At 66.7% G+C, this 22,488-nt stretch carries 16 protein-coding genes and 8 pseudogenes; 11 read left to right on the forward strand and 13 right to left on the reverse strand.

Annotation, left to right across the window (positions count from 1 at the left end):
- Window positions 1–82: 82 nt before the first annotated feature.
- Entirely contained in the window at window positions 83–1,120 is a 1,038-nt protein-coding gene (locus OG568_RS60250; RefSeq protein WP_329538564.1) for a reverse transcriptase domain-containing protein, read from the forward strand.
- A 91-nt stretch (window positions 1,121–1,211) separates the two neighbouring features.
- Here the strand turns inward: OG568_RS60250 and OG568_RS60255 are convergent, their stop codons facing one another.
- The gene (locus OG568_RS60255) at window positions 1,212–2,033 is read right to left on the reverse strand and encodes an HARBI1 family protein (RefSeq protein ID WP_443078020.1); all 822 of its coding nucleotides are present in this window, start codon (window positions 2,031–2,033) and stop codon (window positions 1,212–1,214) included.
- 430 nt (window positions 2,034–2,463) lie between these two features.
- Window positions 2,464–3,672 carry an ISAs1 family transposase gene (locus tag OG568_RS60260; RefSeq protein WP_329538436.1) on the reverse strand — a complete coding sequence of 403 codons (1,209 nt, stop codon included), beginning with the start codon at window positions 3,670–3,672 and terminating at the stop codon, window positions 2,464–2,466.
- A gap of 83 nt (window positions 3,673–3,755) precedes the next feature.
- On the opposite strand from OG568_RS60260, the gene OG568_RS60265 reads away from it, so the two are divergent.
- Complete coding sequence (locus tag OG568_RS60265; RefSeq protein ID WP_329538437.1) at window positions 3,756–4,604, forward strand: IS3 family transposase; 849 nt, start codon at window positions 3,756–3,758, stop codon at window positions 4,602–4,604.
- 612 nt (window positions 4,605–5,216) lie between these two features.
- On the opposite strand, the pseudogene OG568_RS60270 reads toward OG568_RS60265, so the two are convergent.
- Window positions 5,217–5,492: pseudogene (locus OG568_RS60270) on the reverse strand (IS5-like element IS4811 family transposase); the annotation flags it as partial.
- Between the two features lie 77 nt (window positions 5,493–5,569).
- Window positions 5,570–6,004: pseudogene (locus tag OG568_RS60275) on the reverse strand (ATP-binding protein); the annotation flags it as partial.
- Between the two features lie 120 nt (window positions 6,005–6,124).
- On the opposite strand from OG568_RS60275, the gene OG568_RS60280 reads away from it, so the two are divergent.
- The 3 genes from OG568_RS60280 to OG568_RS60290 are packed head-to-tail and all read left to right on the forward strand — an operon-like array spanning window position 6,125 to window position 9,904.
- Window positions 6,125–7,312 (forward strand): tyrosine-type recombinase/integrase, encoded by a 1,188-nt coding sequence (locus OG568_RS60280; RefSeq protein ID WP_329538438.1) that lies wholly within the window; start codon window positions 6,125–6,127, stop codon window positions 7,310–7,312.
- Window positions 7,302–9,458, forward strand: a complete 2,157-nt coding sequence (locus OG568_RS60285) for a tyrosine-type recombinase/integrase (RefSeq protein ID WP_329538439.1) — start codon at window positions 7,302–7,304, stop codon at window positions 9,456–9,458. Before OG568_RS60280 ends, OG568_RS60285 begins: the two co-directional genes overlap by 11 nt.
- On the forward strand, window positions 9,455–9,904 hold the full coding sequence (locus tag OG568_RS60290; protein ID WP_327749340.1) for a DUF6262 family protein: 450 nt from the start codon (window positions 9,455–9,457) through the stop codon (window positions 9,902–9,904). The genes OG568_RS60285 and OG568_RS60290 overlap by 4 nt, the downstream gene beginning before the upstream one ends.
- A 76-nt stretch (window positions 9,905–9,980) precedes the next feature.
- Here OG568_RS60290 and OG568_RS60295 read toward each other — a convergent pair.
- A pseudogene (locus OG568_RS60295) lies at window positions 9,981–10,319 on the reverse strand (ATP-binding protein); the annotation flags it as partial.
- A gap of 49 nt (window positions 10,320–10,368) precedes the next feature.
- Between OG568_RS60295 and OG568_RS60300 the strand changes: the two are divergent.
- A complete protein-coding gene (locus OG568_RS60300; RefSeq protein WP_329538440.1) occupies window positions 10,369–10,659 on the forward strand; it encodes a hypothetical protein in 291 nt (96 codons plus the stop codon).
- Window positions 10,660–10,698: 39 nt separating this feature from the next.
- Here the strand turns inward: OG568_RS60300 and istA (OG568_RS60305) are convergent, their stop codons facing one another.
- From istA (OG568_RS60305) to OG568_RS60315, 3 genes and pseudogenes are all read right to left on the reverse strand, one after another.
- On the reverse strand, window positions 10,699–12,174 hold the full coding sequence (istA, locus tag OG568_RS60305; RefSeq protein WP_329538565.1) for an IS21 family transposase: 1,476 nt from the start codon (window positions 12,172–12,174) through the stop codon (window positions 10,699–10,701).
- A gap of 209 nt (window positions 12,175–12,383) precedes the next feature.
- A pseudogene (locus OG568_RS60310) lies at window positions 12,384–12,983 on the reverse strand (IS5 family transposase); the annotation flags it as partial.
- 16 nt (window positions 12,984–12,999) lie between these two features.
- Complete coding sequence (locus OG568_RS60315; RefSeq protein ID WP_329538441.1) at window positions 13,000–13,425, reverse strand: hypothetical protein; 426 nt, start codon at window positions 13,423–13,425, stop codon at window positions 13,000–13,002.
- Window positions 13,426–13,562: 137 nt separating this feature from the next.
- Between OG568_RS60315 and istA (OG568_RS60320) the strand changes: the two genes are divergently transcribed.
- The 3 genes and pseudogenes from istA (OG568_RS60320) to OG568_RS60330 all read left to right on the forward strand — a co-directional run.
- Window positions 13,563–14,981, forward strand: a complete 1,419-nt coding sequence (istA, locus tag OG568_RS60320) for an IS21 family transposase (RefSeq protein ID WP_329538442.1) — start codon at window positions 13,563–13,565, stop codon at window positions 14,979–14,981.
- Window positions 14,978–15,169 (forward strand): annotated as a pseudogene (locus tag OG568_RS60325) (ATP-binding protein); the annotation flags it as partial. The gene istA (OG568_RS60320) and the pseudogene OG568_RS60325, both read left to right, overlap by 4 nt.
- A 459-nt stretch (window positions 15,170–15,628) precedes the next feature.
- Window positions 15,629–15,778: pseudogene (locus tag OG568_RS60330) on the forward strand (ATP-binding protein); the annotation flags it as partial.
- A gap of 523 nt (window positions 15,779–16,301) precedes the next feature.
- Here the strand turns inward: OG568_RS60330 and OG568_RS60335 are convergent.
- Window positions 16,302–17,513, reverse strand: a complete 1,212-nt coding sequence (locus tag OG568_RS60335) for an IS4 family transposase (RefSeq protein WP_329538443.1) — start codon at window positions 17,511–17,513, stop codon at window positions 16,302–16,304.
- Between the two features lie 329 nt (window positions 17,514–17,842).
- Here OG568_RS60335 and OG568_RS60340 point away from each other — a divergent pair.
- Window positions 17,843–18,280, forward strand: a pseudogene (locus tag OG568_RS60340) (transposase); the annotation flags it as partial.
- Window positions 18,281–18,441: 161 nt separating this feature from the next.
- Here OG568_RS60340 and OG568_RS60345 read toward each other — a convergent pair.
- The 3 genes from OG568_RS60345 to OG568_RS60355 all read right to left on the reverse strand — a co-directional run bounded on the left by OG568_RS60345 (window position 18,442) and on the right by OG568_RS60355 (window position 21,001).
- On the reverse strand, window positions 18,442–18,591 hold the full coding sequence (locus tag OG568_RS60345; RefSeq protein WP_329538366.1) for a hypothetical protein: 150 nt from the start codon (window positions 18,589–18,591) through the stop codon (window positions 18,442–18,444).
- Window positions 18,555–19,637, reverse strand: a complete 1,083-nt coding sequence (locus OG568_RS60350) for an ISAs1 family transposase (protein ID WP_329538444.1) — start codon at window positions 19,635–19,637, stop codon at window positions 18,555–18,557. The genes OG568_RS60345 and OG568_RS60350 overlap by 37 nt, the downstream gene beginning before the upstream one ends.
- Window positions 19,638–19,906: 269 nt before the next feature.
- Entirely contained in the window at window positions 19,907–21,001 is a 1,095-nt protein-coding gene (locus OG568_RS60355; RefSeq protein ID WP_329538445.1) for a C2 family cysteine protease, read from the reverse strand.
- Between the two features lie 230 nt (window positions 21,002–21,231).
- Between OG568_RS60355 and OG568_RS60360 the strand changes: the two are divergent.
- Window positions 21,232–21,639: pseudogene (locus tag OG568_RS60360) on the forward strand (transposase); the annotation flags it as partial.
- A gap of 55 nt (window positions 21,640–21,694) precedes the next feature.
- On the opposite strand, the gene OG568_RS60365 reads toward OG568_RS60360, so the two are convergent.
- Window positions 21,695–22,486: a hypothetical protein gene (locus tag OG568_RS60365; protein ID WP_329538448.1), complete on the reverse strand. Its 792-nt coding sequence runs from the start codon at window positions 22,484–22,486 to the stop codon at window positions 21,695–21,697.
- Window positions 22,487–22,488: the final 2 nt, after the last annotated feature.

Raw genomic sequence — 22,488 nt, forward strand, 5'->3', positions numbered from 1 at the left:
CGTCAGAGGGTCAGAATTCAGGCGCCGCCGAGAGGGGATCGCGACCATCACCGACCGGGTGGTCCAGGCATCCTTGAAGCTGGTGTTGGAGCCAATTTTCGAGGCGGATTTCCTCTCGTGCTCCTACGGGTTTCGCCCGAATCGCCGGGCTCATGACGCGGTAGCCGAGGTGCACTATCTAGCTTCGCGGCCACGCAACTATGAGTGGATCGTGGAGGGTGACATCACGGCCTGCTTCGACGAAATTTCACATTCGGCCCTGATGGACCGGGTGCGGCGTCGAGTCGGAGACAAACGCGTCCTGGATCTGGTTAAGGCTTTCCTCAAGGCGGGCATCCTCGGTGAGGATCGTCTGCTGCGGGAGACGACTGCCGGAACCCCACAAGGGTCGATTCTCTCGCCCTTGCTCAGCAATGTGGCTCTTTCAGTCCTGGACGAGTACATCGCTCAGGCGCCGGGAGGCCCTGCTGCTGGGCAGCGGGAACGGAACAGACGGCACCGTCACGGTCTTCCCACCTATCGCCTTGTGCGGTATGCGGACGACTGGTGCCTGATGGTGTTCGGCTCCCGAACGGATGCCGAAGTTCTGCGTGAGGAGATCACAGAGGTCTTGTCCTTGATGGGCTTGCGCCTGTCTCCGGAGAAGACCCTGATCACCCATATCGAGGAAGGGCTGGATTTTCTCGGGTGGCACCTCCAGCGCCACCGCAAGAGAGGCACCAGCCAGCGCTACGTCTATACCTATCCCGCGAAGAGGGCCGTTCAGGCTGTGAAGCGGAAGGTCAAGATGCTGTGCCGAGAGGTCGAAGTGAACCAGCCGCTGGACGACCTGCTGCGTCGGATGAATATGGCGTTGCGGGGCTGGTGTGCTTACTTCCGGCCCGGGGTGTCCTCCGCGACTTTCGCCTATCTGAGCTACTACACGTGGCAGACGGTATGGCGATGGATGCGGCGCAAACATCGCCGGTCCACCTGGAAGGATCTCCGCAACCGCTATTGCGGCGGCGGATGGTGGCCCGCCAGTGAGAACAGAGAGCTGTTCGACCCCGAGAAGGTAGGAACGACCCGCTACCGATATCGAGGTTCTATTATTCCAGCACCCTGGCCCATCGCGGGATGAGGATGTCCAACACGCGGTCCATTTCGGGGCTTGTGGAGAGCCCGGTGCATTGAGCCTTTGTCAGTAATGGATCATGGCGTTGCGTGATTGATCAGATGGTGCGGTCGTACTCGATCTGGAGCAGGACGAGGGCTGCGGCGGCGATCTTCGTGATGCGGCTGGGGTCGAGGCTGACCCGGCGCAGGGCCTTGAAGGTGGTCTTGAGCAGCGAGTTGGCGCGCTCGCAGACGCCGTGGATGCCGCGGATGACCTTGTTGTAGGTCTGCTGGGCCTCGGTCAGCTCGCCTCCGGCGGGCTTCTTGTGCGGGTGCCGGAAGCCGTCGCCGGCGTTCTCGTAGCCGAGGTCGACGAGGGTCGGCATGTCCAGCTCGGCGGCGATCCGGTTGAGGGCGTCGATCAGGCCGTGGTGGCGGGCGCAGGTGGTGTCGTGCTCCCTGCCCGGGCGGACCGGTGAGACCCAGATCGGCCAGCCGTCCGGGGTGGCGATGACCTGCACGTTCCCGCCATGGTGCTTGTGTTTTCCGGACCACCACAGATCAGCGCCGTTGGGGCCGGGGGCGGCGACGCGGTCGGTGCGGATGACGGTGCCGTCGAGGTTCAGATGCGTCAGTCCCGCCGCCTTCGCGCGCTCCAGCGCGGTCGCGAGGTCCGGTGCCCCGGCCGCCAGAACGGTCAGCCCCTCGTGGAGGTAGCGGTAGGCGGTGGAGACCGACAGGCCGTTGTCGCGGGCGAGTTGGGAAAGACGAGTGCCGTCGATGAACCAGCGCAGGACGATTACCGCCTGACGGAAACAGCCCAGCGCACGCCTGCCCTTGCGGGTTCCGGTCACGATGCGGTGATCGCGCAGCAGCCGGGCCAGGTGCTCGGCGGTGGACCGCTTCACATCGAGCACCGCGGTGTATGTGACACTGATCGGCACGTGAGGCCCCTCGGTCGGATCTTTCCTTCGCAAGATCGTTCCTACCAGGGGCCTTACGGCTGCCCGGACTTGGGGACCGCACGCGCCACTGCGCCAGCCTCGCGATCACAGCGAGCGACGGGCGCTTACCGGGAAAGGCTCATTGAGAGGTGCCCGCCGGGTTCGGGAAGCGGTCCGGGGAAACGGTCCGGTCGAAAGGCCGGAACCGCGCCCCGGGCCGACTTTCACCGACCGGCCACACACACGCTCGTAGCGTTCATCGACGAGCACCGGGACCGCTTCGGCGGCGTCGAGCCGATCTGCAGGACGCTCACCGAGCACGACTGCAAGATCGCCCCTTCCACCTACTACGCCCACAAGAAACGCCTCGAAGCTCCCTCCGCCCGTTCCGTGCGCGATGAGGAACTCAAGGAGCAGGGCTTGATCAAGTTCCGTAGGCGTCCGGATCGTTGGTGATGCCCAGGATGGGGATTGCTCGTTGGGGTTCGTCGCGGATCGCCCGGGTGGTCTTGGCGATGTTGTCGGCTCCGAGGGTTTTCAGCACGCCGATGGCGAGGTTGCGGAGGGTCGCCATGGCCCGTGGTGCGGTTCCGGCGTGGACGGTGGAGGCGTCCTCGGCGAAGGTGACATCCCTGATGTGGTGCGAGGAGTTCTCCACGCCCCAGTGCCCGCGAATCGCGGCGGCCAGATCGGCGGGACCGGCTTGGTGGGCGTCGAGATTTGTGACGGCGTAGACACTCTCACGGGTCTCACGCCGGCCGGTCTGCTTGCGGCGGCGGTGGATGCGGATGGCCAGGCGGGCGTGGGGAAAGGCGATTCCGCCGAGTTTGTCGGCGATCGAGCAGGTCTTGATTGAGCGGGACTCGCGGCGTCCGTGTCCAGCCCCGGAGGCGGTGTGCTGGACGGCGATGTCCCGCCACGGCAGGGCCGCGAGCTGGCTGTGGGCGGTCGGCTGGTTGGTCTTGATCACGGCGATGTAGTGGGCCTTCTTGGTCTCGACCAGCCAGGAGATGTTCGCCTTGACCGAATGCAGGGCGTCGAAGGTGACAACGGCGCCGGCCAGGTCCAGCGGTGCCAGGAGCGGTTGGAAGTGCGTGGTTTCGTTCGTCTTCGCGCCGACCTCCACCTGAGCGAGGGTCACGACGGTGCCGTGCGTGACCGCTGAGAGCAGATGCCGGCGCGTCGCGGTGAGACGGGCTGATCCCTTGAGTGCTTTGCCGTCGACAGCGATCACGCGCGGCCGCCCGGACGCGGAGGGCGACGGTGCCTGGGTGGGCTCGGTGGCGGCGCGGTGCCGGTCGGCCAGGTAGGCGCCGACCGCCCGGTCCAGGGCGTCACCGTCAACAGCCCCCAGCACACGGCCGATCGTGGCCGGTGACGGAGTGCGCCGCCATCTGAGCAGGTGGCGCCGGATCCCGATCACTGCCAGGAGTGTGTTCGGGGCACGCTGGCCCCACTCGGCGAGTTCGTCGATGCTCCTGGCTCCCGAGACGACCGCGCAGGCACACACCAGCAGGATCGCGGTCAGCGAGTACCACCGGCCCCGCCGGGAGCGCGGGTCGGGCACCGAGTCGAAGTAGAGGCGCAGGTCAGCGATCCGACCGGCATCCAGCGGCCCCAGCTTCACCAGCACGGCGGGAATGGGAGAAGATACAGCGGCAGGCACGGGCCACCTCATGATCATCGGGCTTAGACACCACAATGATCACGAAGCCCGTGCCTGCCCTGTTATGCACCCCAACCGGTCACAACCCGACCAGCCGCACGCCCCCGGAACTTGCAACCGCCCTGCTCAAGGAGCGCATCCAAGAGGTCCACACGTCCAACTACCGCGTCTACGGGGCCCGGAAGATCTGGCGCGAACTGAACCGGCAGGGACATGCCGTGGCCCGCTGCACCGTCGAGCGCCTCATGCGCGAACTCGGCATCACCGGCGCCGTCCGCGGCAGGAAGGTGATCACCACGCTGCCCGGCGGGCAGGCCGAACGGGCGCCGGACCTGCTGGACCGCGACTTCGTCGCCGACGCCCCCAACCGCTGCTGGGTCGCGGACTTCACCCACGTGAAGACCTGGGCCGGTGTCGTCTACGTCGCCTTCGTCGTGGACACGTTCTCCCGCCGGATCGTCGGCTGGTCCGCGGCCACCGTGAAGGAAACGGTCTTCGTCCTGGACGTCCTGCAGATGGCCGTGTGGCAACGTGACCGCGACCAACACCCAGTTCAGCCAGGCGAGTTGATCCACCACTCGGATGCCGGGTCGCAATATACGAGTTTCCGGCTCGCCGAGCATCTGGACGCCGCCGGCATCGCCGCCTCGATCGGATCGGTCGGCGACGCCTACGACAATGCCCTGATGGAGAGCACGATCGGCCTGTACAAGACCGAGCTGATCAAGCCCAGACGGCCCTGGAAGTCGCTCTCCCAGGTCGAGTTGGCCACCGCGGAGTGGGTCGACTGGTACAACCACCGCCGACTCCACGGTGAGATAGGGCACGTTCCGCCCGTCGAGTACGAAGCCAACCACTACATGGAATCCACGAAACCCCAGGTCACAACCATCATCTGAGATCTCTATCGAACCCGGGGCGGTTCAATCTTAGGTGGATCTTGAACGCTTTACTGGGCAGGAGCGTCCTTCAGACAGGAGATAAAACAAGACAAGGGTGGCTAGTCGTGGGCACTGACGGAAGTCAAAGCGAGCCGGTGGATCCCTCTCGCGCAGATCGTGAATGGAGCAACGCTTTTAATCGACCACGTCCTGCTCCGAGCCCTCCGTCTCTCAGGCCAAATGGCGCAGTAGGGGCTAAGCGACCGGCTCCTGCCAGGGGTCTTGACGACTTGCCTGCCACTCCGGGGAGCTACGAGAGCGGGCTGAAAAACCGTCTAAGTGCGATGCAGGATGCTTCGCTCGCGGCTGCGGCGCGGATGACGGTTCCGGGGACAAGTCAGGGGACACATCCGCAGCAGCTGGGTGCGATGCAGGATGCTTCGCTTGCGGCTGCGGCGCAGATAGCGGTTCCGGGGACGAGTCCGAGCTCCCGGTGGAGCGCAGATTCGGTGGAGACGGTGCGGGCGCGCAGCGTTCTGCAGAAGGCGAAGCCACCGGCCCGGGCGAGGTGATCGGTCGGCCGGATTTCTCGAGCAAGCTCCACTGCAGTCTGGGGGCAGCGCGGGGCGGTCAGTTTCTCTTTGTCCATTTGGTGTGAGGTTCTCGGCGTGTGAGTCTGCGGGTCATGAGGGTGATGAGCGACCAGGTCAGGTGGGCTTCGGAGTGCTGTGGCAGGCGTTCGTAGTCCCGGACGTTTCGCCGGGATTTCATGATCCAGCCCAGGGTTCGTTCGACTTTCCAGCGCCGGGGCAGGACGACGAAGCCCTTGGCGCCGCGGGGCCGGGAGACGGTTTTGAGGGTCATGTTGAGGAAGCTGCCTGTCAACGGCCATTGAGATGCCCAGGTGGGTGGCCGTGGGGTGTCCAGGCTGGTGGCCACCGGAAACCCAGGCGTGTGGCCAGTGGTGTTCCTGGGGGTGGGGGTCAGTTCAAGGGGACTACTCCCTTCCCGGCGAGGGCCTCGGCGAGGCGGTGCGAGTCCCCGGTGGTGGTCACGAGGTGAGCGTGATGCATGAGGCGGTCGGTGCTCGCGCCCGCGAGAGTCTTCGGCATGATCGTGTCGAAGCCCGAGGGGTGAATGTTGCTGGTCACCGCGATGGACCGGCGTTCGTAGGCCGCGTCGATGATCCGGTAGAACGCCTCGGCGGCGTCTTCCCCGACCGGAAGCAGGCCAATGTCGTCAATGACGATCAAATCAGCGCGGCAGATCCGGGCGACGGTGCGGGCGGTGGACCCGTCGACCTTCGACTTCCCGATCGCGGCGCTCAGCGTCTCCAGGGTGAACCAGGACACCCGCAGGTCGTTTTCGATCGCGGCCTGGGCCAGGCCCTCGGTGAAGTGGCTTTTCCCCGTCCCCGACGTTATCAGCGGGGCGTGAGCCCCTCGATTCTCTGTCTGCGACGAGCGTCACCGTGAGCGTTCTGCGTCGTTGATGCATTGCTATCAACGGGAGTTCTTCAACGAGACGGAACGGCATCAGTGGCGCACAGCTTGGCGGTCCGGCCCGCGAACGGGCGGCGGACGTGGACCGTGATCGGTGAGAAGTACCGGACCGTCGCGCCGGTCGAGGACTGGCTGGAGGCCCACCGGCAGCTGTGGTCACCGAACACGGTCCGCGGCTATGCGACCTCGCTGGCCCAGTGGTGGACATTCCTCGAACAGCGCGATGAGGCCGAAAGGTGGGGCGATCTCGGGGTCCCGGCAGTCGCCGGGTTCCTGTCCTGGCTGCGCAACGGCCGCACCGTCGAGCACGCCCTCGTCACGCCCGAACAGGCCCCGGAGGCAGGGACGCTGGAGGCGAGACTGGCCGCGCTGATCTCCTTCTATCGCTGGCAGGAGGCGGTCTTCTCGGTGCCGGTCGCGGGTCGGCTCATGCGCGGGACGCCGCGCCGGGCCCCGGCCCGGGGACTGCTCGCGCACCTGGACGCCCGCACCGCACCAGCACCGTCCTCGCTGGTCAGGGTCCGGCGCCAGAGGCATCGCGGGCGCCCTCCGCTGCTGCTGCCGACCGAGATCCAGGCGATCCTGGACGGCTGCGCGATGCCGGATGCCACGGTCGGCGACTGGAACGGGAACCTGCGCGACCGGCTGCTGTTCGCCCTGCTCGCGGAGACCGGCATGCGGCTGGGTGAGGTCCTCGGCCTGCGGATCTGCGACTTCGTGATGGGCCGCGGCTCCACTCCCTATGTCGAGGTCGTGCCGCGCGAGGACAATCCGAACGGGGCGAGGGTGAAGATGATGCGCCCGCGACGGGTCTATGTCGGCTGCGACCTGGAGCGGCTGTTCGCCGACTACCTCACCCAACTCGCCTGCCGGGCCGCCGAGTTGGGTATCGAGATCGATGCCGGATCGCCGTTGCTGGTGAACCTGGAGCGGCCGCCGCTGCTGGCCGCCCTGCGTGAGGGCACGGTGCGGGACAAGGTGTCCGCCCTGCGCAAGAAGCGCATCGGGCCGGCCTCATGGACGCCGCACTGGTTCCGTCACAGCCACGCGACCGCGCTGCTGCTGGCCGGGACGCCGGAGTGGGTGGTCTCCCGGCGGCTCGGTCACGCACACGTGCAGACGACGCTCGACCTATATGGCTGGGTTCGCGAGGACGAGGCCCTGCGGGCCGCGGCGAACTGGAAGTCGTACATCTCCGCCTGGCAGGTCGACGATGGCCGGTGAACAGCGTCATCTGCACGCAGCCGGCGACGAGGATCCGTTCTGGCGACTCTGGCGGGAGCTGCCCGAGCCCTGGAAGGGGCCGGTGATCAGGGACGGCATCGACGACTGGGAGAAGATCACCGAGAACGGCGACCGGAGTATCGACCTGACCGGTCTGCCCGACGTGATCGCCGCCGAACTGGCCTGGATGGCGCACTGGCAGGCGATGGACGGGACCCGCTCCTCGGTGCTGGGCACCAACCAGTTCGCGAACATCCTGCGTCGCGCGATCCGCGACAACCATCCCTTCCCGACGTCGATCCGGGCCATGGAATGGGAGACGGCGGCAGCCTTGCAGCGGTGGTTCTATGCCACCCGCTGGGGTCGGCTCATTCCTCGCGGCAGCGTCGCCCGGCTGCGGGTGATCTTCCGCTTCAGTCGCCTCGCCCTGCTCGCCCGCTGTTCGGACGGGCCCTGGTGGACTCTGGACGAGTGGCACCCGCGCTGCGACCCGCGCATCCCGCTGGCCGAGCACGAACCCCAGGCCCACTACGGCTGTTCCCCCTCAAGGATCACTCAGCCGTGGCTGCGGGAGGCCGTGAAGTGGTGCCTGGGCACGCAGTTGGAGGCCGGCGCTTTGCGCTGGTCGACGGTGAGCCAGGAGCGGATGCGGTGCTTCGCCCGCTTCGACCGGTGGTTGGAGACCTTCACCGACCCACTCGACGTCCTGGGCGACCCGGCCCACGCGGTCCAGTTGGCCGCCGCCTTCCGCCGCTGGGACACCGACCCCGCCAACCGGCTCCTGCGACGCTCCGAGCAGCGGTTCGCTCAGCAGCCCGTCCATCCCCGCCTGGTCAACGACGACCTGCGGGCCGTCGCCGAGCTCTTGGCGTTCGTCGCCGCCAACCCCGTCGAGGCCCGCCAGGTCCTCGGTCCCAACCCGTGGTCGCGGGTCACCGATGCGCACGCGACCGGCTGGTTCCGCCAGGTCTCCCGCATCCCGCACCAGCGCGAACTCAATGACGAGCACTACGTCGACGACCACGCACTCGCGCAGATCCCCGCCGCCCTGCCCCTGCTCGGGCTCGCCCGCCACGAAGAGATGGTCCTCACCCGCGGCGACGGGCAGCAGGTCACCGCCCGCGGCTTCGACGACCCGCAGGCCATGCGGATGATCCTGTTGCAGATTCTCACCGGACGACGGGCCAGCGAGATCCGCACCAGCCGCTTCGAGTGCCTCTCCCCGGTCCTCGACCGGGCCGTCGACGCCGCCGAGGGCGAACAGATCGCCCGCTTCCACTACGCACAGAGCAAGATCGATATTGCGCCGGACAACATCCTCGTCGACGCCGAGGTCGTCGCCGTCATCGAGGAGCAACGGCGGTGGGTCCGCGACCACTTCCCCGGCATCACCCCGCGTCACCTGTTCCTGCAGCGGACCGGGAACCGGCAGGGCGACAAGCCCTACCCCTCGGGCACCTACAGCTGGATGCTCCGCGAGTTCAGCAAGATCGTGAAGGTCACCGACAGCAAGGGCAAGCCCATCGGGCTCAGCCACACTCATCGCTTCCGGCACACGAAGCTGACCCGGCTCGCCGAACTCGGCCTGCCCGTCCACGTGTTGATGCGCTATGCCGGGCATGCCACCCCGTCGATGACGATGTATTACGTCGCCGCCCGCCAGGAACACGCCGAGCAGGCGTTCCTGGCCACCGCGAAACTCCGTGCGGACGGCACTCACGTCGTCTTCTCCCGCGACGACCACGACAGCCTCCACCTGTTCAACCGGGCCGACCGGTTCCTGCCCCACGGCTGGTGCCTGCTGCCACCCCTGCAGACCTGCGACAAAGGAAACGCCTGCTTGACCTGCTCGGTCTTCGTCACCGACGCCTCTCATCAAAGTGCCCTGGAACGGCAGTTGACCGAGACCGAGTCCCTGATCAACCGCAGCACCACCGCGTTCCAGGAGCGGCACGGCCGCCCGATGCCCGAGGACAACGTCTGGCTGCTGCAACGGCGGGCCGAACACGCGGCCCTCACCAAGCTGCTGGACACCCTCCGCTCCAAGCCCGGATGCGCCGTCCAGGGCGCCGGCTGCGGCGCCGTCCCCACCGGCCCCGTCCCACTCACCCTCGACCTCGTCCGTCACCGAAGGACCCGGCCATGACCGACGATGCCCGCGCAAAACGCACTCAGACCCTCGCCGCCTCCGCGAAGGCCAAATCCCAGGCCAAGACCGCTGCGGCGGAGAAGGCGATCCGCACCCTGGTCAAACGCGGTGAGCCAATCACCTTCCAGGCCGTCCAGCGCGAGGCCGGCGTCTCCCACGCGTTCCTCTATAACCACCCCGACCTGCGCGGACGCATCGAACGACTCCGGGCCCAGGCCCGGCCGGTTCCCGCCCCCACGCCTCCAGCCGACGAGCAGAGCACCCTCGTCCTCGCCCTGACCGGCCAGATCACCCGCCTGAAGAAGCAACACCGAGAAGAAGTACAGGCGCTGCGGGACGCGCTTGAACAAGCCCACGGCGAGAACCTCGACCTCCGACGCGAACTCGCCCGCCGCGGCGGAGACGTCCCCGTCCCACGGGCTCGAACCATCGGCCCTTGCTGACCACGTCGCATCGATCGAAGAACCGTGCTGAGCTGCAAAAGCGTGCTCAGATCGCGAACGAACCAGCGATAACGAGCGGGCCGGCGATGACCAGGTTCTCGGCGCGGCCGATCCATTCCAGGGTGGTCAGGGAGTTCTGGGTGGGTGCGGGGATGGTGGAGTCCTCGGCCCGCCAGGAGCCCAGGGTCTTGCCGGTGGGGAAGTTCGCCGAGTGGCGGCGAAGACGCCGGGTGGCCGCGTCGCGGCCGGTGACCTCCTCGGCTATCAGCAGTCGTAGGACCTCGGCGGGGTCCCAGCGTTGCGCGCGGGCGGTGGCCAACACATCGGGGGCGGCTTTGCGCATATAGGGCAGGCGCATCCGGCGCATCAGCCTGTCCAACTCCTCGGGCAGGGCCGGGGCCTGGGGAAACGTCACGGTTGCATATTCCTTCGCTGGTCGGGGTGTGCGCCGATAGGCTCGGCGGGTGATTAATCTGGCGGTGCGTGGTGACAGCCGAGAGATCGTGGCTCGCGCCGAAGCCGGTGTGGAGTGGACCGCTGCATTTGCGGACCTGGACGCGGCAAGCTTCCCGATGCTCTTCGCCCTGACCCCGGATGGGGACGCGGTGTTCAACCAGCGGCAGATGCCGCTGCTGCTGGCGGAACTCGACCGGCTTCCGGCCGTCTGTGGTGGTGAATGGGTCGCTCAGGCCCGCGGGTTGTGCCAGGTCGTCGAGCGCGGGATGCACCTGTATCTCTGGTTCCTCGGCGACTGACCCCGCCCGGCTGGGCTTGAACTGTCGTGAGGCCGTTGCCTACCGGCCCAGGGCCTGCCAGCCGCTGGTTCCGTTCTGGACGGAGTGGGACTCGTCCGCGCGGACGACCTCGCCGGCGGGCTTGCTGTCGGCGAGGTGTCCCAGGATCGAGAGCAGGTCGTCGTCGGCGAAGCGCCCGGCCGTGGCCGCAAGTCCGAGGGCCTGGTCGACTTTGTCGTTGCCCAGGACGGTGGCCAGCTCGACCGCGCGGGCCATCTTGGCGCGGATGCGGACCGCTCCGGCGGGTCCGGCTTCCTTGAGCCAGCGCCCGGCCCCGGGGCCGATGCCCACGAACGCGATCTCCGCCTCCGAGCGGGGCCGCAGCCTGGGCTGGTGGATGCTGCGGCCGTCCGGGTGGTCGGGGTAGTGGGCGTCGATGATCTGCGGAACACCCGGGGTGGAGAGCTGGTGGCGCCAAATCTCCGACAGGTCACCGGAGTTGGTGCGGGCGGTGATGGACAGTTCCTCGCCGACCACCCGGCACCACACCCTGGCGCCGGTGTAGCCCGGCGGGGTCGAGTACCGCACCGCGTTGAAGCTGATCGTGCGGTCGGAACCGACCAGTCTCTCCTCGCCCAGCGCGAGCGCGAGCGGCTCGATGGGCAGGATGTGCAGGGTGGTGCGTTCGATGTCTAGGCGGTTAGCGGGTATCTGCCCGGTCGCCCGGTGACGGCGGGAGTTCACCTCATCGCACCAGGTCAGGCAGGCATCGGTGAGCTCGGCGAAGGTGTCGTAGGCGGGCAGCAGGTTCACGCTGGTGGGCACCAGGTCGGCCTTCGCGATACGGACCGTGGCCTCCGCGCCGCCCTTCGACTCGGGATCGTAGGGCACGCAACTGACCACCTGGCAGCCGTAATGCCGGCCCGCGGCGACCATCTGCGGATGACGGACCGGGATCCCGGCGATGTGCTCGACGGTGACCGTCTTCGCGTTGTCGGTCAGTACATACGTCGGCGCCCCGCCGATCCGCCGCAGCGTGGTGTCCAGGCAGGCCACCAGCGTGCCCAACGTGCAGTCCCAGACCGGGATCACGACCCTGAACCGCGACCAGGACAGCCATGCGCAGAACAGCCAGGTCCGCCGGCCGCCGATGCGCGGTCCCTCTCCCCAGTCGAACTGCAGCCACCGGCCCGGCTCGGGAATCCACGGCCGGTAGGTGCGGCGCTTACCCGCCTTCCACGCGCTCTTCGACGCGTTCACCGCCCGCCTCGTCGAACGCTCACTGCCCCGGTAGCCCATCTTCACGAGCTTGTCGTGGACCACATCGGCGCGGATCGTCGCCTTCGACTGCTCGACCCACTCCTCGACCTTCTCCAGGAACGTATCGATCATCTTCGGCCGCGGCTCTCGCTCATAAGGATTGCGCCCGCCGTTGCGGGCCTCGACATACCGCTTGACCGTCTTCGGGTCGTGCCCCGTCAAGGTCGCCGCGGACCAGACCGTCCCGGTCAGGTCGTACGCCTCAAGGATTTCCATGATCTCCGTGTCAGACTTCGTCACAGGACCTCTCCGGCCGGTAGCTGATGCGTGCAAACACCAGCAAACGGTCGGAGGGGTCTCCTCCAGTTACGGAAGTGATCAGGAACACCACTGGTCAGACGGCCATCCACCTGGAATTCCGGTGGCCATCAGCCTGGACTCAGCTGGCCGCACACCTGGACTTTCCCACGGCCGCCGTCACTGCCGGACCAGGTGGTGAGCTGGCCGGCGTAGGCTGAGTCGGCCCAGACCTGTGTGATCTGCGGTTGCATGACCCGCAGCCGCCAGAGGAGTTCGCGGGCGGCGTCCCGGTCAGTGGTGTCGGCGGGCGTCACCGTGATCATCACCGGAAGTCCGAGGGTGTCGACGGCGATGTGTCTCTTGCGTCCGTTGACCTTCTTCCCGGCGTCGAAGCCGCGGGTGGCCTTGGAGACGGTCTCGGCGCCCTTGACCGACTGCGAGTCGACGATCAACGTCACGGGCCAGGGACATCGCCCCTGCCCGGTGCGGATCTGCCGACGGAGTTGATCACGGAGGAAGCCGATGACGCCGCGGCGGTGCCAGGCGGCGAAGTGGTAGTAGACGGTCTGCCAGGGCGGATAGTCCGCGGGCAGGGCCCGCCACTTGACCCCGTTGTCGACGAGATAGCGGATCGCGTCGACGATGTCACGCCGATGCCACTTCTCCGGCCGGCCGCCCGTTTTGGTCTGGCAGGCCGGCAGGGGAAGCAGCGGTTCGATCAGCGCCCACTCCGCGACAGAGGTGTCGGAGGGATAGCGACGCCGGCGAGTCGTTGAAGATGGCATGAGAGGAGGTCCGGGATTACTTGGAGAGCTGGGCCAGCGTGGCGCGAACACCCGTGAGCTGGGCGGATGCGAGCTGGGCCCACTCGTCGTCGGGATGGCGGGCGAGGTGCGGGTCGAGCGTCCCCGTGATCAACCGGGTCAGCCGTCCCAGGACGAGACGGAACTGCTTCTTCTCGTATTCGATCCAGTCGGCCGGCTCCTCGGAGAAGAGGTAACCGTCCTTGCGGCGCCAGATGATCGGGGTCAGATGCTCCGCAGCCCCGACATCGCGCAGATGACGGACCCCTCGCGCGACCTGGGACGGAGAGAGACGGGTGGCCGCGACCAGCTGCTTGGTCTGGAGCCCGGAGGGTCTGGCCTCCATGAGAGAGACGCGGACCAGGTCGCCGTAGTGCTCGGACAACGGCCGGGCCTGACCGGCGCCGCGGGGACGACGCGACACCGCTGTCACTCGCTGTCGGCGTACACGTGAACGTACACAGCCGCGTACGGATGAACGTGCTCAGTTCTTGATGCGGTGAGGTCGCCGTCTCGGCAGGCTGCTCCTGTGTCTTCGGGGTGGCAGAGAGGCGGCTGACGGTGGTTCTGGACCCGCATCGCTGGCTGGAGTTGAGGCGTTTCCGAGGTCTTTACGAGTCCGGGGCGATGAGCCTGTCGGAGATCGCCAAGGCGACCGGGCTGAACCGTCGCACCGTCAGCAAGTACCTGTCGGGGCAGGCACCGATCGCGCCGCCGAAGCGGGCGCCGAACGGGAAGCCGAAGGCTCGGGTGGTGGACGAGGTCGCGCCGCTGATCGACGCGATGCTGCGGGCCGAGATCCTCATCAAAGGGGCCGTAGTCCACGAGCGTCTGGCCAAGGAGTACGGCTTCACCGGCAACTACCAGCGCGTGAAGATCTACCTGCAGGAAGCCCGGCCCCGGATCGCGGACGAACTGGGCATCAGCCCCGGCGAACTCGCCGGTCTGCACCGTCGGTTCGAGGTCGTCCCCGGTGCTCAGGCGCAGGTCGACTGGGGCGACGAGGGCAAGATCCTCGCCCATGTCGGGATCCCGAAGGTCTACTCGTTCCACATGACCCTGTCCTACTCGCGCGACCCGTTCTGCTGCTTCACCACCAGCCAGGACCTGGCGACGTTCTTCGACTGCCATCGCCGCGGGTTCGCGCACTTCGGCGGTGTGCCGATGACGATCGTCTACGACCGGACCAAGACGGTTGTCCGTCGCCACGTCGCTCCTGGTGAGGCGGTTCCGCTGCATCCTGAAGCGGTGGCCTTCGCCGGGCACTACGACTTCGACATCGATGTTCTGGCCGCCTATCGCCCGACTGGGAAAGGACGGGTCGAGCGCCAAGTCCTGATCGTCCGCGATCATGTTCTGGCGGGCCGGGCGTTCTCCTCCGTCGAGGAGATGGACGCTGCGTTCACCTCCTGGGTGCCGATGCGGCGGGCGAAGGTCCACGGCACCCATGGCGAGGTCATCGGGCATCGCGCTGTCCGTGACCACATGGCCTTGCGGCCGCTGCCCAGGACACCGTATGCGGTCGCCCAGCGGCATCTGCGGCACGTCGGCAAGGACTGCCTGGTCGCCTTCGACGCGAACCTCTACTCGGTGCCGGCCCGCAAGGTCCGTGCCCGTCAACTGGTCGAGATCCGGGCCACAAAGTCGCAGATCAGCCTGCACTCCACCATCGCCGACGCCAACGGCGAGACCCTCCTGGCCGTCCACCCGCGGGCTGTTGGCCGCGGCGCCCGCATCGTCGACGACAGGCACTGGGACGGCCTGCCCAAGGGCGACAACCGGCGCGTCACCACCGGCGACGTGCTGCCCCGGCCCCGCCACCGGGATGTCCTGGGTGAGGAGGCCGGACCGCTCAAGGCCCTGCTGAACCGGTCCGCCGCCAGCCGCATCGAGGTCAGCCGGCGTCCGTTGTCGGTCTATGACGAGCTGACCGGCACCCGTCCGTTCACCACCAATTCGACGACGAGGGAAGCCCGTTGAGCCAGCTGGTCACCGCCCGCATCCGCAGCACGGCCGCCAAGCTCGGCCTGCCCCACCTGGCCGAGAGCCTGAACCAGTACGCCGAGCGGGCCGAGGAGGGCACGCTCGGCTACCTCGACTTCCTCGACCTGGTCCTGGCCGAAGAGCTTGCGGTCCGCGATGACCGGCGCTTCCGCCAGGGCCTGCAGGAACCGGTGGAAGCCTTTGAAAACCTGCACATAGCCGCGGCGGGTGGACGGGGCCCGCCCGTCCACGGCCAGGCCGCCGACCACGCGGTCGATGTCCTCCGGGGTGACATCCCACGCGGGCCGGCCCAGGGCCTTCAACGTCCGCTCCAGCAGCCCGGTGTCGTTGTCTATCGTCACCGGGCTGAACCCACGGGCTCGCCAGGAGGTCACGAAGGCCTCCACGCATAACGCCTGGAACTCCCACGGGTCCCGGGCAACGGGCATCTCGGGGACTGCCCGGCCCTCGATCACCCGCAGACGCGACTCCACCATAGGGGCACACCTTCCTCGCACCTGATGAATGAAGGTAGTGCCTTCAAAAGCGTACTGTCAGCGAGACAATCCAAGAGAAGCCCAGAACCCGGCTATGGCCAGGTGGCAGCGCAGACTCCCTACAAGGAACAAGTGCCAGCCCCAGTTGAGTGGGGCCAGGTCTTCGGCGACGAGGTCCTCGCCACCGCGATCCTCGACCGGCTCCTGCACCACTGCGAAGTCGTCCCGATCAACGGCCCCAGCTACCGGCTCAAGAACCGCCTCCAGGCCATCGAACGCGAGACGGACGTGGCATAAGCATCCGCTTCACGAGGCGCGTGGCGTGGTCTGCGGCTTCCTCCGGCGACCGGACCTCCACGCCAAGTAGGCAGTCAACGCCGCGGCGGTGAGAGGCAGCAGTGGATACAGAGCTGCCGTTCCCCAGGACGTGAAACCCCTATCGACTACTTCAGGGGTTCCCCACGGCGTTCGGGCGACGGGTACTACCTCCCCTTGCTTGCCGTCATAACGCACCCTCACCGTCTCCGTGCTCATGCCACCCACAAGCTCAACGTCGCTCGTTTAGGCTGCAGTGGCCATCTCTCGACGTCGAGGTGACGGCATGCCTGGTGGCGTGATCCGTTGGCTCGTGGTGTCGGCGGGTGGCGCGGGGCGTCGCTCTTCGGGGAAGAGGCGTAGGCCGACGGTGTGGATGACGCGGGTTGTGGCCGGCTCGTCGGGTTTCACGGTGCGGTAGCCGGCGGTGCTGCGTTTGGTGGCGCGGGGTGCGGCGCGTCCGGGGCGGGGCTTGACGGCCTCGCGGGCCAGGTCGTCCTGGACGTCACGGGCCTTGGCGGCCAGTTGGCGAGGGGGAAAAGTCCGCGCCGACGGAACGTCGGGCGGCGGCGAGGGTCTGCTTGAAACTGATGTGGGAGACGGGGAGTTGGGCATGGGTGGCGGTCTCGACCGTCAGGTGGTGGATCGCCTGGTAGACGCAGAGCATGGCCCACAGTTCCTGCTCGACCATGGCCGGGCTGTTCGAGCGCAGGGTCGCGGTGCGTCCGCCCCGTTGCTCGATCTTGATGTGCTTGAAGATCGTTTCGCTGGTCCAGCGCGAGGTGTAGAGCTCCGCGAGCTCGGCGGCGGGTACCGCCTGAGGTTCGAGCAACGTGGTGATCAAGCAGAACAGCTCGGAGGTCTCCTCGCTGACACCGGACTCGTCCAGGGTCGAGGTGGTCACCGTGTACTCGACCACCCGCACCGTGATCCGTTTCCCATGCGGTCCGTTGAGGTGGGAGAGATAGGTGCCGTCGTGCAGAACCCGATCGACGGGCAGGGTGAAGGAATCCGAGCAGCGCCACAGCAGTTGAGCCCCGGTCCGCGTCGCCGCCTGCCACAGGCCGAAGGCGGGAAAGCCCCGGTCGGCCATCAGGAGCATCCCGGCGCGCAGGTGGACCAGCAGGCGCCTGGCCAGGGTCCGCTCGCCCACCGCGAAGGAGTCGAAGGCCGCGCCGATCATCGCCTTGGTGCCGCACTCGACCAGCGCGAGCAGCCGCACCTGCGGGAACGGTCCGGGCCGATGACCGTTGGCGGACCGGCCGTAGGCCGCGGCGTTGGCCTTGCTGGCGGGCACGTCGAACAGCGAGCCGTCCAGCGAGGTCAGCCGCAGCCCGCACCAGAACGCCCCGGGCGTGGCCGCACTCCCGCTGACCCCGGCCACCCGGTCGAACAGCAACCGCAAGGGGCCTGGCCCCAGCCGCTGACGGGCCTCGGTCAGCGACCCCGTGCGTGCCGGCCGCCAGCCCTCAGCGGCCCGGCGCGGCCAGTGCTCCACCAACTCCCGCAGCACCAGGCCGTACCCACTCCCGGTGAACAGCCACATCGTGAGCACGAAGTACACCATCAGCCGGGCGGGCAGCGACTTCGTTCGCTCCTCACGGGCCCCGGCCTCATCGACCACGAAGTCGACCAACTCGGGCGTGAAGGTCCGCGACAGCAACCCCATCCGGATCCGCTCCGGGTACGTCTCACCAGCTATGTGATCCTTCGGCACAAGATCGAGATCGTAGACGATCTTCAGCTACCCGAGCGACGTTGCCCACAAGCTGGCCAGAGCACTCGACGTAATCGCCTCCTCGGCCCCCGCCTTTGAGCTGGCACTGCGCAAGACGAACCTGAACTTCTTCTCCAGCCAGCCCCAGTCGCACAAGCCCAAGTGCCCCGACCCACACCGTTGCCCCGAGAAACAAGACAGCAAGCACGCTCCAGGCCATGGACGTTATGCCCCGCCCCTTAGCTTCCATGGAGCAATCATGGCGCACCAGGAGGAGGAAACAGTTGGGGACGTTGATCTGTACGCAGTCGGGGAGACAAGTCCGTACGCCGACACCCGGGGCCCAATTGAGGATCACGGACGCGGACGGCATGCGGATCACCTGCTTCGCGACCAACACCCCCGACCGGCCGATCGCCGAGCTCGAGCTCCGACACCGGCTGCGGGCCCGCGCGGAGGACCGGATCCGGGCCGCCCGCGCGACCGGCCTGCGCAACCTGCCCCTCCACCACACCGCGCAGAACAAGGTCTGGCTGGAGATCGTCCAGATCGCTCTCGACCTGCTGGCCTGGATGCCCATGCTCGCCCTGAGGGGCAAAGCCCGGCTCTGGGAACCCCGCCGACTGCGGTTCCGCCTGTTCACCGCGGCCGCCCAGGTCGTCACCACCGGCCGGCGCAGGATCCTCCGTTTCACCCAGCACTGCCCCTGGACAGGTGAGATCACAGGCGCCCTCGAACGACTCGCGCTCCTGCCCAACCCGGGCTGACCAGCAGACTTCCCGTCCCAACGACAAAACCACCCGCCCCCGGGCAGTGGAACCCGGCGCCCACCCGACGCGACAGCCGGGCCACCGGCCTGCCCACCAGCCGTCCCGGAAAGCGAAAAGATCCGCCGACTCCGTCGACGGACCCTGACGACAGGGCTTGATCAAGTTCCGTGAGTGTCTGGGTTGTTGGTGATGCCCAGGATGGCGAGTGCTCGTTCGGGTTCGTGGCGGATGGCGCGGGTGGTCTTGGCGATGTTGTCGGCTCCGAGGGTCTTCAGGGTGCCGATGGCGAGGTTGCGGATGGTGGCCATGGCGCGGGGTGCGGTGCCGGTGTGAATGGTCGAGGCGTCCTCGGCGAACGTGACATCTCGGATGTAGTGGGAGGAATTTTCGATTCCCCAGTGCCCGCGGATGGCGGCGGCGAGGTCGGCGGGGCGGGTTTGATGGGCGGCGAGGCTGGTGACCGCGTAGACGTTCTCGCGGGTTTCGGGCCGGCCGGTGGGCTTGCGGCGGCGGTGGACCCGGATGGCGAGGTGGGCGTGGGGGAAGCGATGCCGCCGAGGTTGTCGGCGATAGCGCAGGTTTTGATCGAGCGGGACTCGCGGCGGCCGTGGGCGGTGGCGGAGGCGGTGTGCTGGACCTTGATCGAGGTCCAGGGCAGGGCGGCGAGCTGGGCGTAGGCGGTGGGCTGGTTGGTCTTGATGACGGCGATGTAGTGGGCCTTCTTCGTCTCGACCAGCCAGGTGATGTTGGCCTTCACCGAGTGGAGGGCATCGAAGGTGACGACGGTGTCGGCGAGGTCGAGTGGCGCCAGCAGGGGTTTGAAGTGGCGCACTTCGTTGGTCTTCGCACCGACTTCGACCTGGGCAATCGTGGCGACGCGGTCGTGGGTGACCGCCGAGAGCAGGTGACGGCGCGGCGCGGCCAGGCGGGCTGAGCCCTTGAGGGCCTTGCCGTCCACGGCGATGACCTGCCGCGATCGGGTCTCGGGCACGTCCGCGGACGCGGTGATGCGGTGCCGGCCGGCCAGGTAGGCGCCCACAGCCTGGTCCAGGGCGTCGCCGTCAAGTGCCTGAAGGACGCGTCCGAGAGTGACCGGCTTGGGGCTGCGCCGCCAGCCGAGCAGGTGACGGCGTACTCCAAGGGATGCCAGCAGCGAGTTCGTGGCCCGCTCGCCGAACTCGGCGAGCTCGTCGATGCTCTTCGCGCCGCAGACAGCCGCGCAGGCACACACCAGCAAGATCGCCGTCAGCGAGTACCACCGGCCCCGGCGTGAGCGCGGATCCGGAACCGATTCAAGGTAGGGACGCAGGTCAGCGATCCGGTCCGCATCCAGCGGCCCCAGCTTCTCCAGCACGGCAGGGATAGGGGAAGATGCAACAGCAGGCACGGGACATCCTCGTGATCATCTGGCTTCGACACCACAATGATCACGAACCCCCGTGCCTGCTCTGCTATCCGCCCCTACCCGCTGATCGCCAACTCTCCACGCAATCAGGGAACTTGACGGAGCCCTGCCCTGACGAAAGATCGAGGTTAGGCTTTGAAGGTCAGTAGGAATCAGTGACTGTGACAGAATAAAAGAACTTCGGAAGGAAAACACCCGTTCGACAAGGACTCCGCCACTTAGGAACGTCTCGGTGATTTCTGCTGAAGCGAGTCAGTCAGATCGTGATCCGATCCCGAGTTTCTCACACCTTGAGGATACTGCCGTGTAACGCGCGATGCACCCAAAGAGACAGGCATATAGTTTGCCGCAGTTGCAGTCGTATAGTTTCCATGAAAATTTCCTGATGCTGCGCGAGATGCACCGTCAAAATTTTGGCCAATTTGGCCCTCTTGGTAGAGGGCATGCTGGCGCGCCCCAAAACGCTTCAGCCTATCCTTCTCAATATTTACCGTTGACGCCAGATTGCTAAAATCGTGACGAATTGTAGCTGCGTCAACAAACAGCATCTTGCCCGTGGGGTCGTAAAGCAGATATCCGTTCGCATTCTGCTCTCGATGCCGCCCCAGGATCGCATATGCGTGACCAGGCGTCAGTTTTGCGTTCTCCAGGTTTTCCGCACCGTCCCACGTGCCTGCAATGAGGGGTTGGTTGGCGTTCAGGGCGTTCTCGATAAAATTCACCGCTTCGCCGTTGTAATCGTTAATCTTCGTGAAACCTATGAACTTTTCGAGCGTCTTAGGCAGGGCCGGCTTGGTCAGTTTGAGTGTATGGCTTTCTATGCCCAGGTGAGCGAATCCATTTTCCACGTTCTCCCCTGCATCCAATTTTTCATACGAAAAACCATGACCCGACGGGGTCATCGCCTTCGCCAAGGCCTTCTCGGTCAAGGCCACCCAGGAAACTTCCAGTGCATTGGCTGTTAGGGGTACTACCCCTTCTCGTTGCATAGACTGCGCAACGAGAACGTTCGGCCTAACATCTATGTCGCTATTAAGGCTTACGGTAAATCCGCCTCTCTCGTTAGGGGTTATCATGTCCCGTATGTAAGCTGAATTTTTGTGGGCGATTGCAGCAAGCGACGCCATTGCCCAGCAATCATCCAGCTTACCTTGCTTGACGTCTGTGAAATTAGGCATACCTCCGTCCCGAAATAGTCCAGGCGTATTCATCTGCATGACGACAAATCCATTTCTATGAACACTGTCTTGCAGTCTTTTCGAGGGGGCAACTGAACTAGGTCGAGCAATTGGCTCGCTGGAAGGCGTGGACATGATTCACTCCCGATGATCTCGTCTGCTCTGAGCTACGGACTGGGGTGAGATCGGGTTCAAGGAGCTTTTTCAGCGTGCCCCAGTGAGCCTCTTTCATCCTGTGCTGGCGGGTGAAATGGGCTGGTCAGTCTCGGCAGCTGTAGTTCTTGATCGTTGACGGATTCGTGCTGGTGAGCGGCCTGATGGGGTGCCCGCGGGAACGAGTACGGCCACCGCGATGATGATCGTCTGTGACAACAGATCAGGACGCGGTGGCCGTGGGCGCCACGATAGCCGGTGGGGTGTGGAGCGAGTGTTTCAGGGCGGCGATGGCGGCGATGGCGGCGGTGGCCGCCTGCTTCCCGCGACGGGAGTCGCGGCTGCTGGCCAGGGACATGGCCGAGGCGATGCTGACGGGGCTCGAGACCCGCAACTGCTGGACGCTCGCTGAGGCGTTGGGGCACGCGTCGCCGTCCCGGCTGCAGCACTTCTTGTCCCGCGGCGTGTGGGATCACGACGCCGTGCGCGACCGGACGGCCACCTGGGCGGCCGGTGAACTCGCGGATGACGACGCCGTGTTGATCGTGGACGAGACGGGGGACGAGAAGTCCTCCACCGACGCCGTCGGGGCGGCAAGGCAATACTCCGGTGCGCTGGGGGCCCGTATTTCAATAACTGTCCCGGCAGCTGTAGTTCTTGATCGTCATGGTGGTGTCATGTGGTCGCGGCGGCGGTGACGTTGTTCCAGCGCCGGTGGCAGGCTTGCGCGATGGCCTGGTGACGGCGTCGCCAGGCGGACCAGTGCAGGACATGGCCGATGTCGTGGCGGAGCGGGGGCAGGGTGGTTGCCCGCAGGATGGTCAGCAGCTCGCGTGCGCTGACCGGGATGAGGCCGACGGCCATGGTGGTGGTCGCGGTGCGGGCGCGGGTGACGGCCAGGACGGCGGTGGCCAGGATGCTGATCAGGGTCCAACGCATCCAGGAGTTCCAGCAGGTCGTCTGGCCCTGGTCGAGTCCGGTGACGCCCTTGGCCAGCTGGAAGTCCTCTTCGACCTGCCATCTGGTGCAGATGATGTGTATGAGGCCGGCAAGGGTGACGGGTCGGGTGGAGTAGCAGCGGTAGAAGGAGAGTTCGCCGGTGAAGCGGTGTCGGCGCACGACCAGGACGGATGTCCCGTCGTCCTCGGTGTCGGGGGCGTCGTCGCTCTGGATGTCGGTCCAGGTCCAGTCGTAGTGGCGGTCGCCCTTCAGGCCGTGACCGGTGAGCATCCGCATCCATGCCCGCCGGGGCAGCCGTGCGGCCAGGGTGGTCGCGGTGAAGCGGCCACCCGGGGTGGTGACCTGGTGATCGGCGCGGACCGACAGGGCGTAGTCGAAGCCGAGCCGGCGAGCACTGCGGCGCAGTTCGCGCCCGCCGTAGACCTCGTCGCCGGCGAACCAGCGTGCACGCAGGCCCAGCTGTCGGGCCCGGGTGAAGTTCCCCCTTAGAGCTGGACACCTGGACACTG

It is taken from the genome of Streptomyces sp. NBC_01450, assembly GCF_036227505.1.
GTDB lineage: Bacteria > Actinomycetota > Actinomycetes > Streptomycetales > Streptomycetaceae > Streptomyces.

Bases quoted from the DNA above. Each gene is read 5' to 3' on its own strand.
- OG568_RS60355 (WP_329538445.1), bottom strand. From the start codon at position 21,001: ATGTCCACGCCTTCCAGCGAGCCAATTGCTCGACCTAGTTCAGTTGCC.
- OG568_RS60345 (WP_329538366.1), bottom strand. From the start codon at position 18,591: ATGGCCACCATCCGCAACCTCGCCATCGGCACCCTGAAGACCCTCGGA.
- OG568_RS60290 (WP_327749340.1), top strand. From the start codon at position 9,455: ATGACCGACGATGCCCGCGCAAAACGCACTCAGACCCTCGCCGCCTCC.
- istA (WP_329538565.1), bottom strand. From the start codon at position 12,174: ATGGAAATCCTTGAGGCGTACGACCTGACCGGGACGGTCTGGTCCGCG.
- OG568_RS60285 (WP_329538439.1), top strand. From the start codon at position 7,302: ATGGCCGGTGAACAGCGTCATCTGCACGCAGCCGGCGACGAGGATCCG.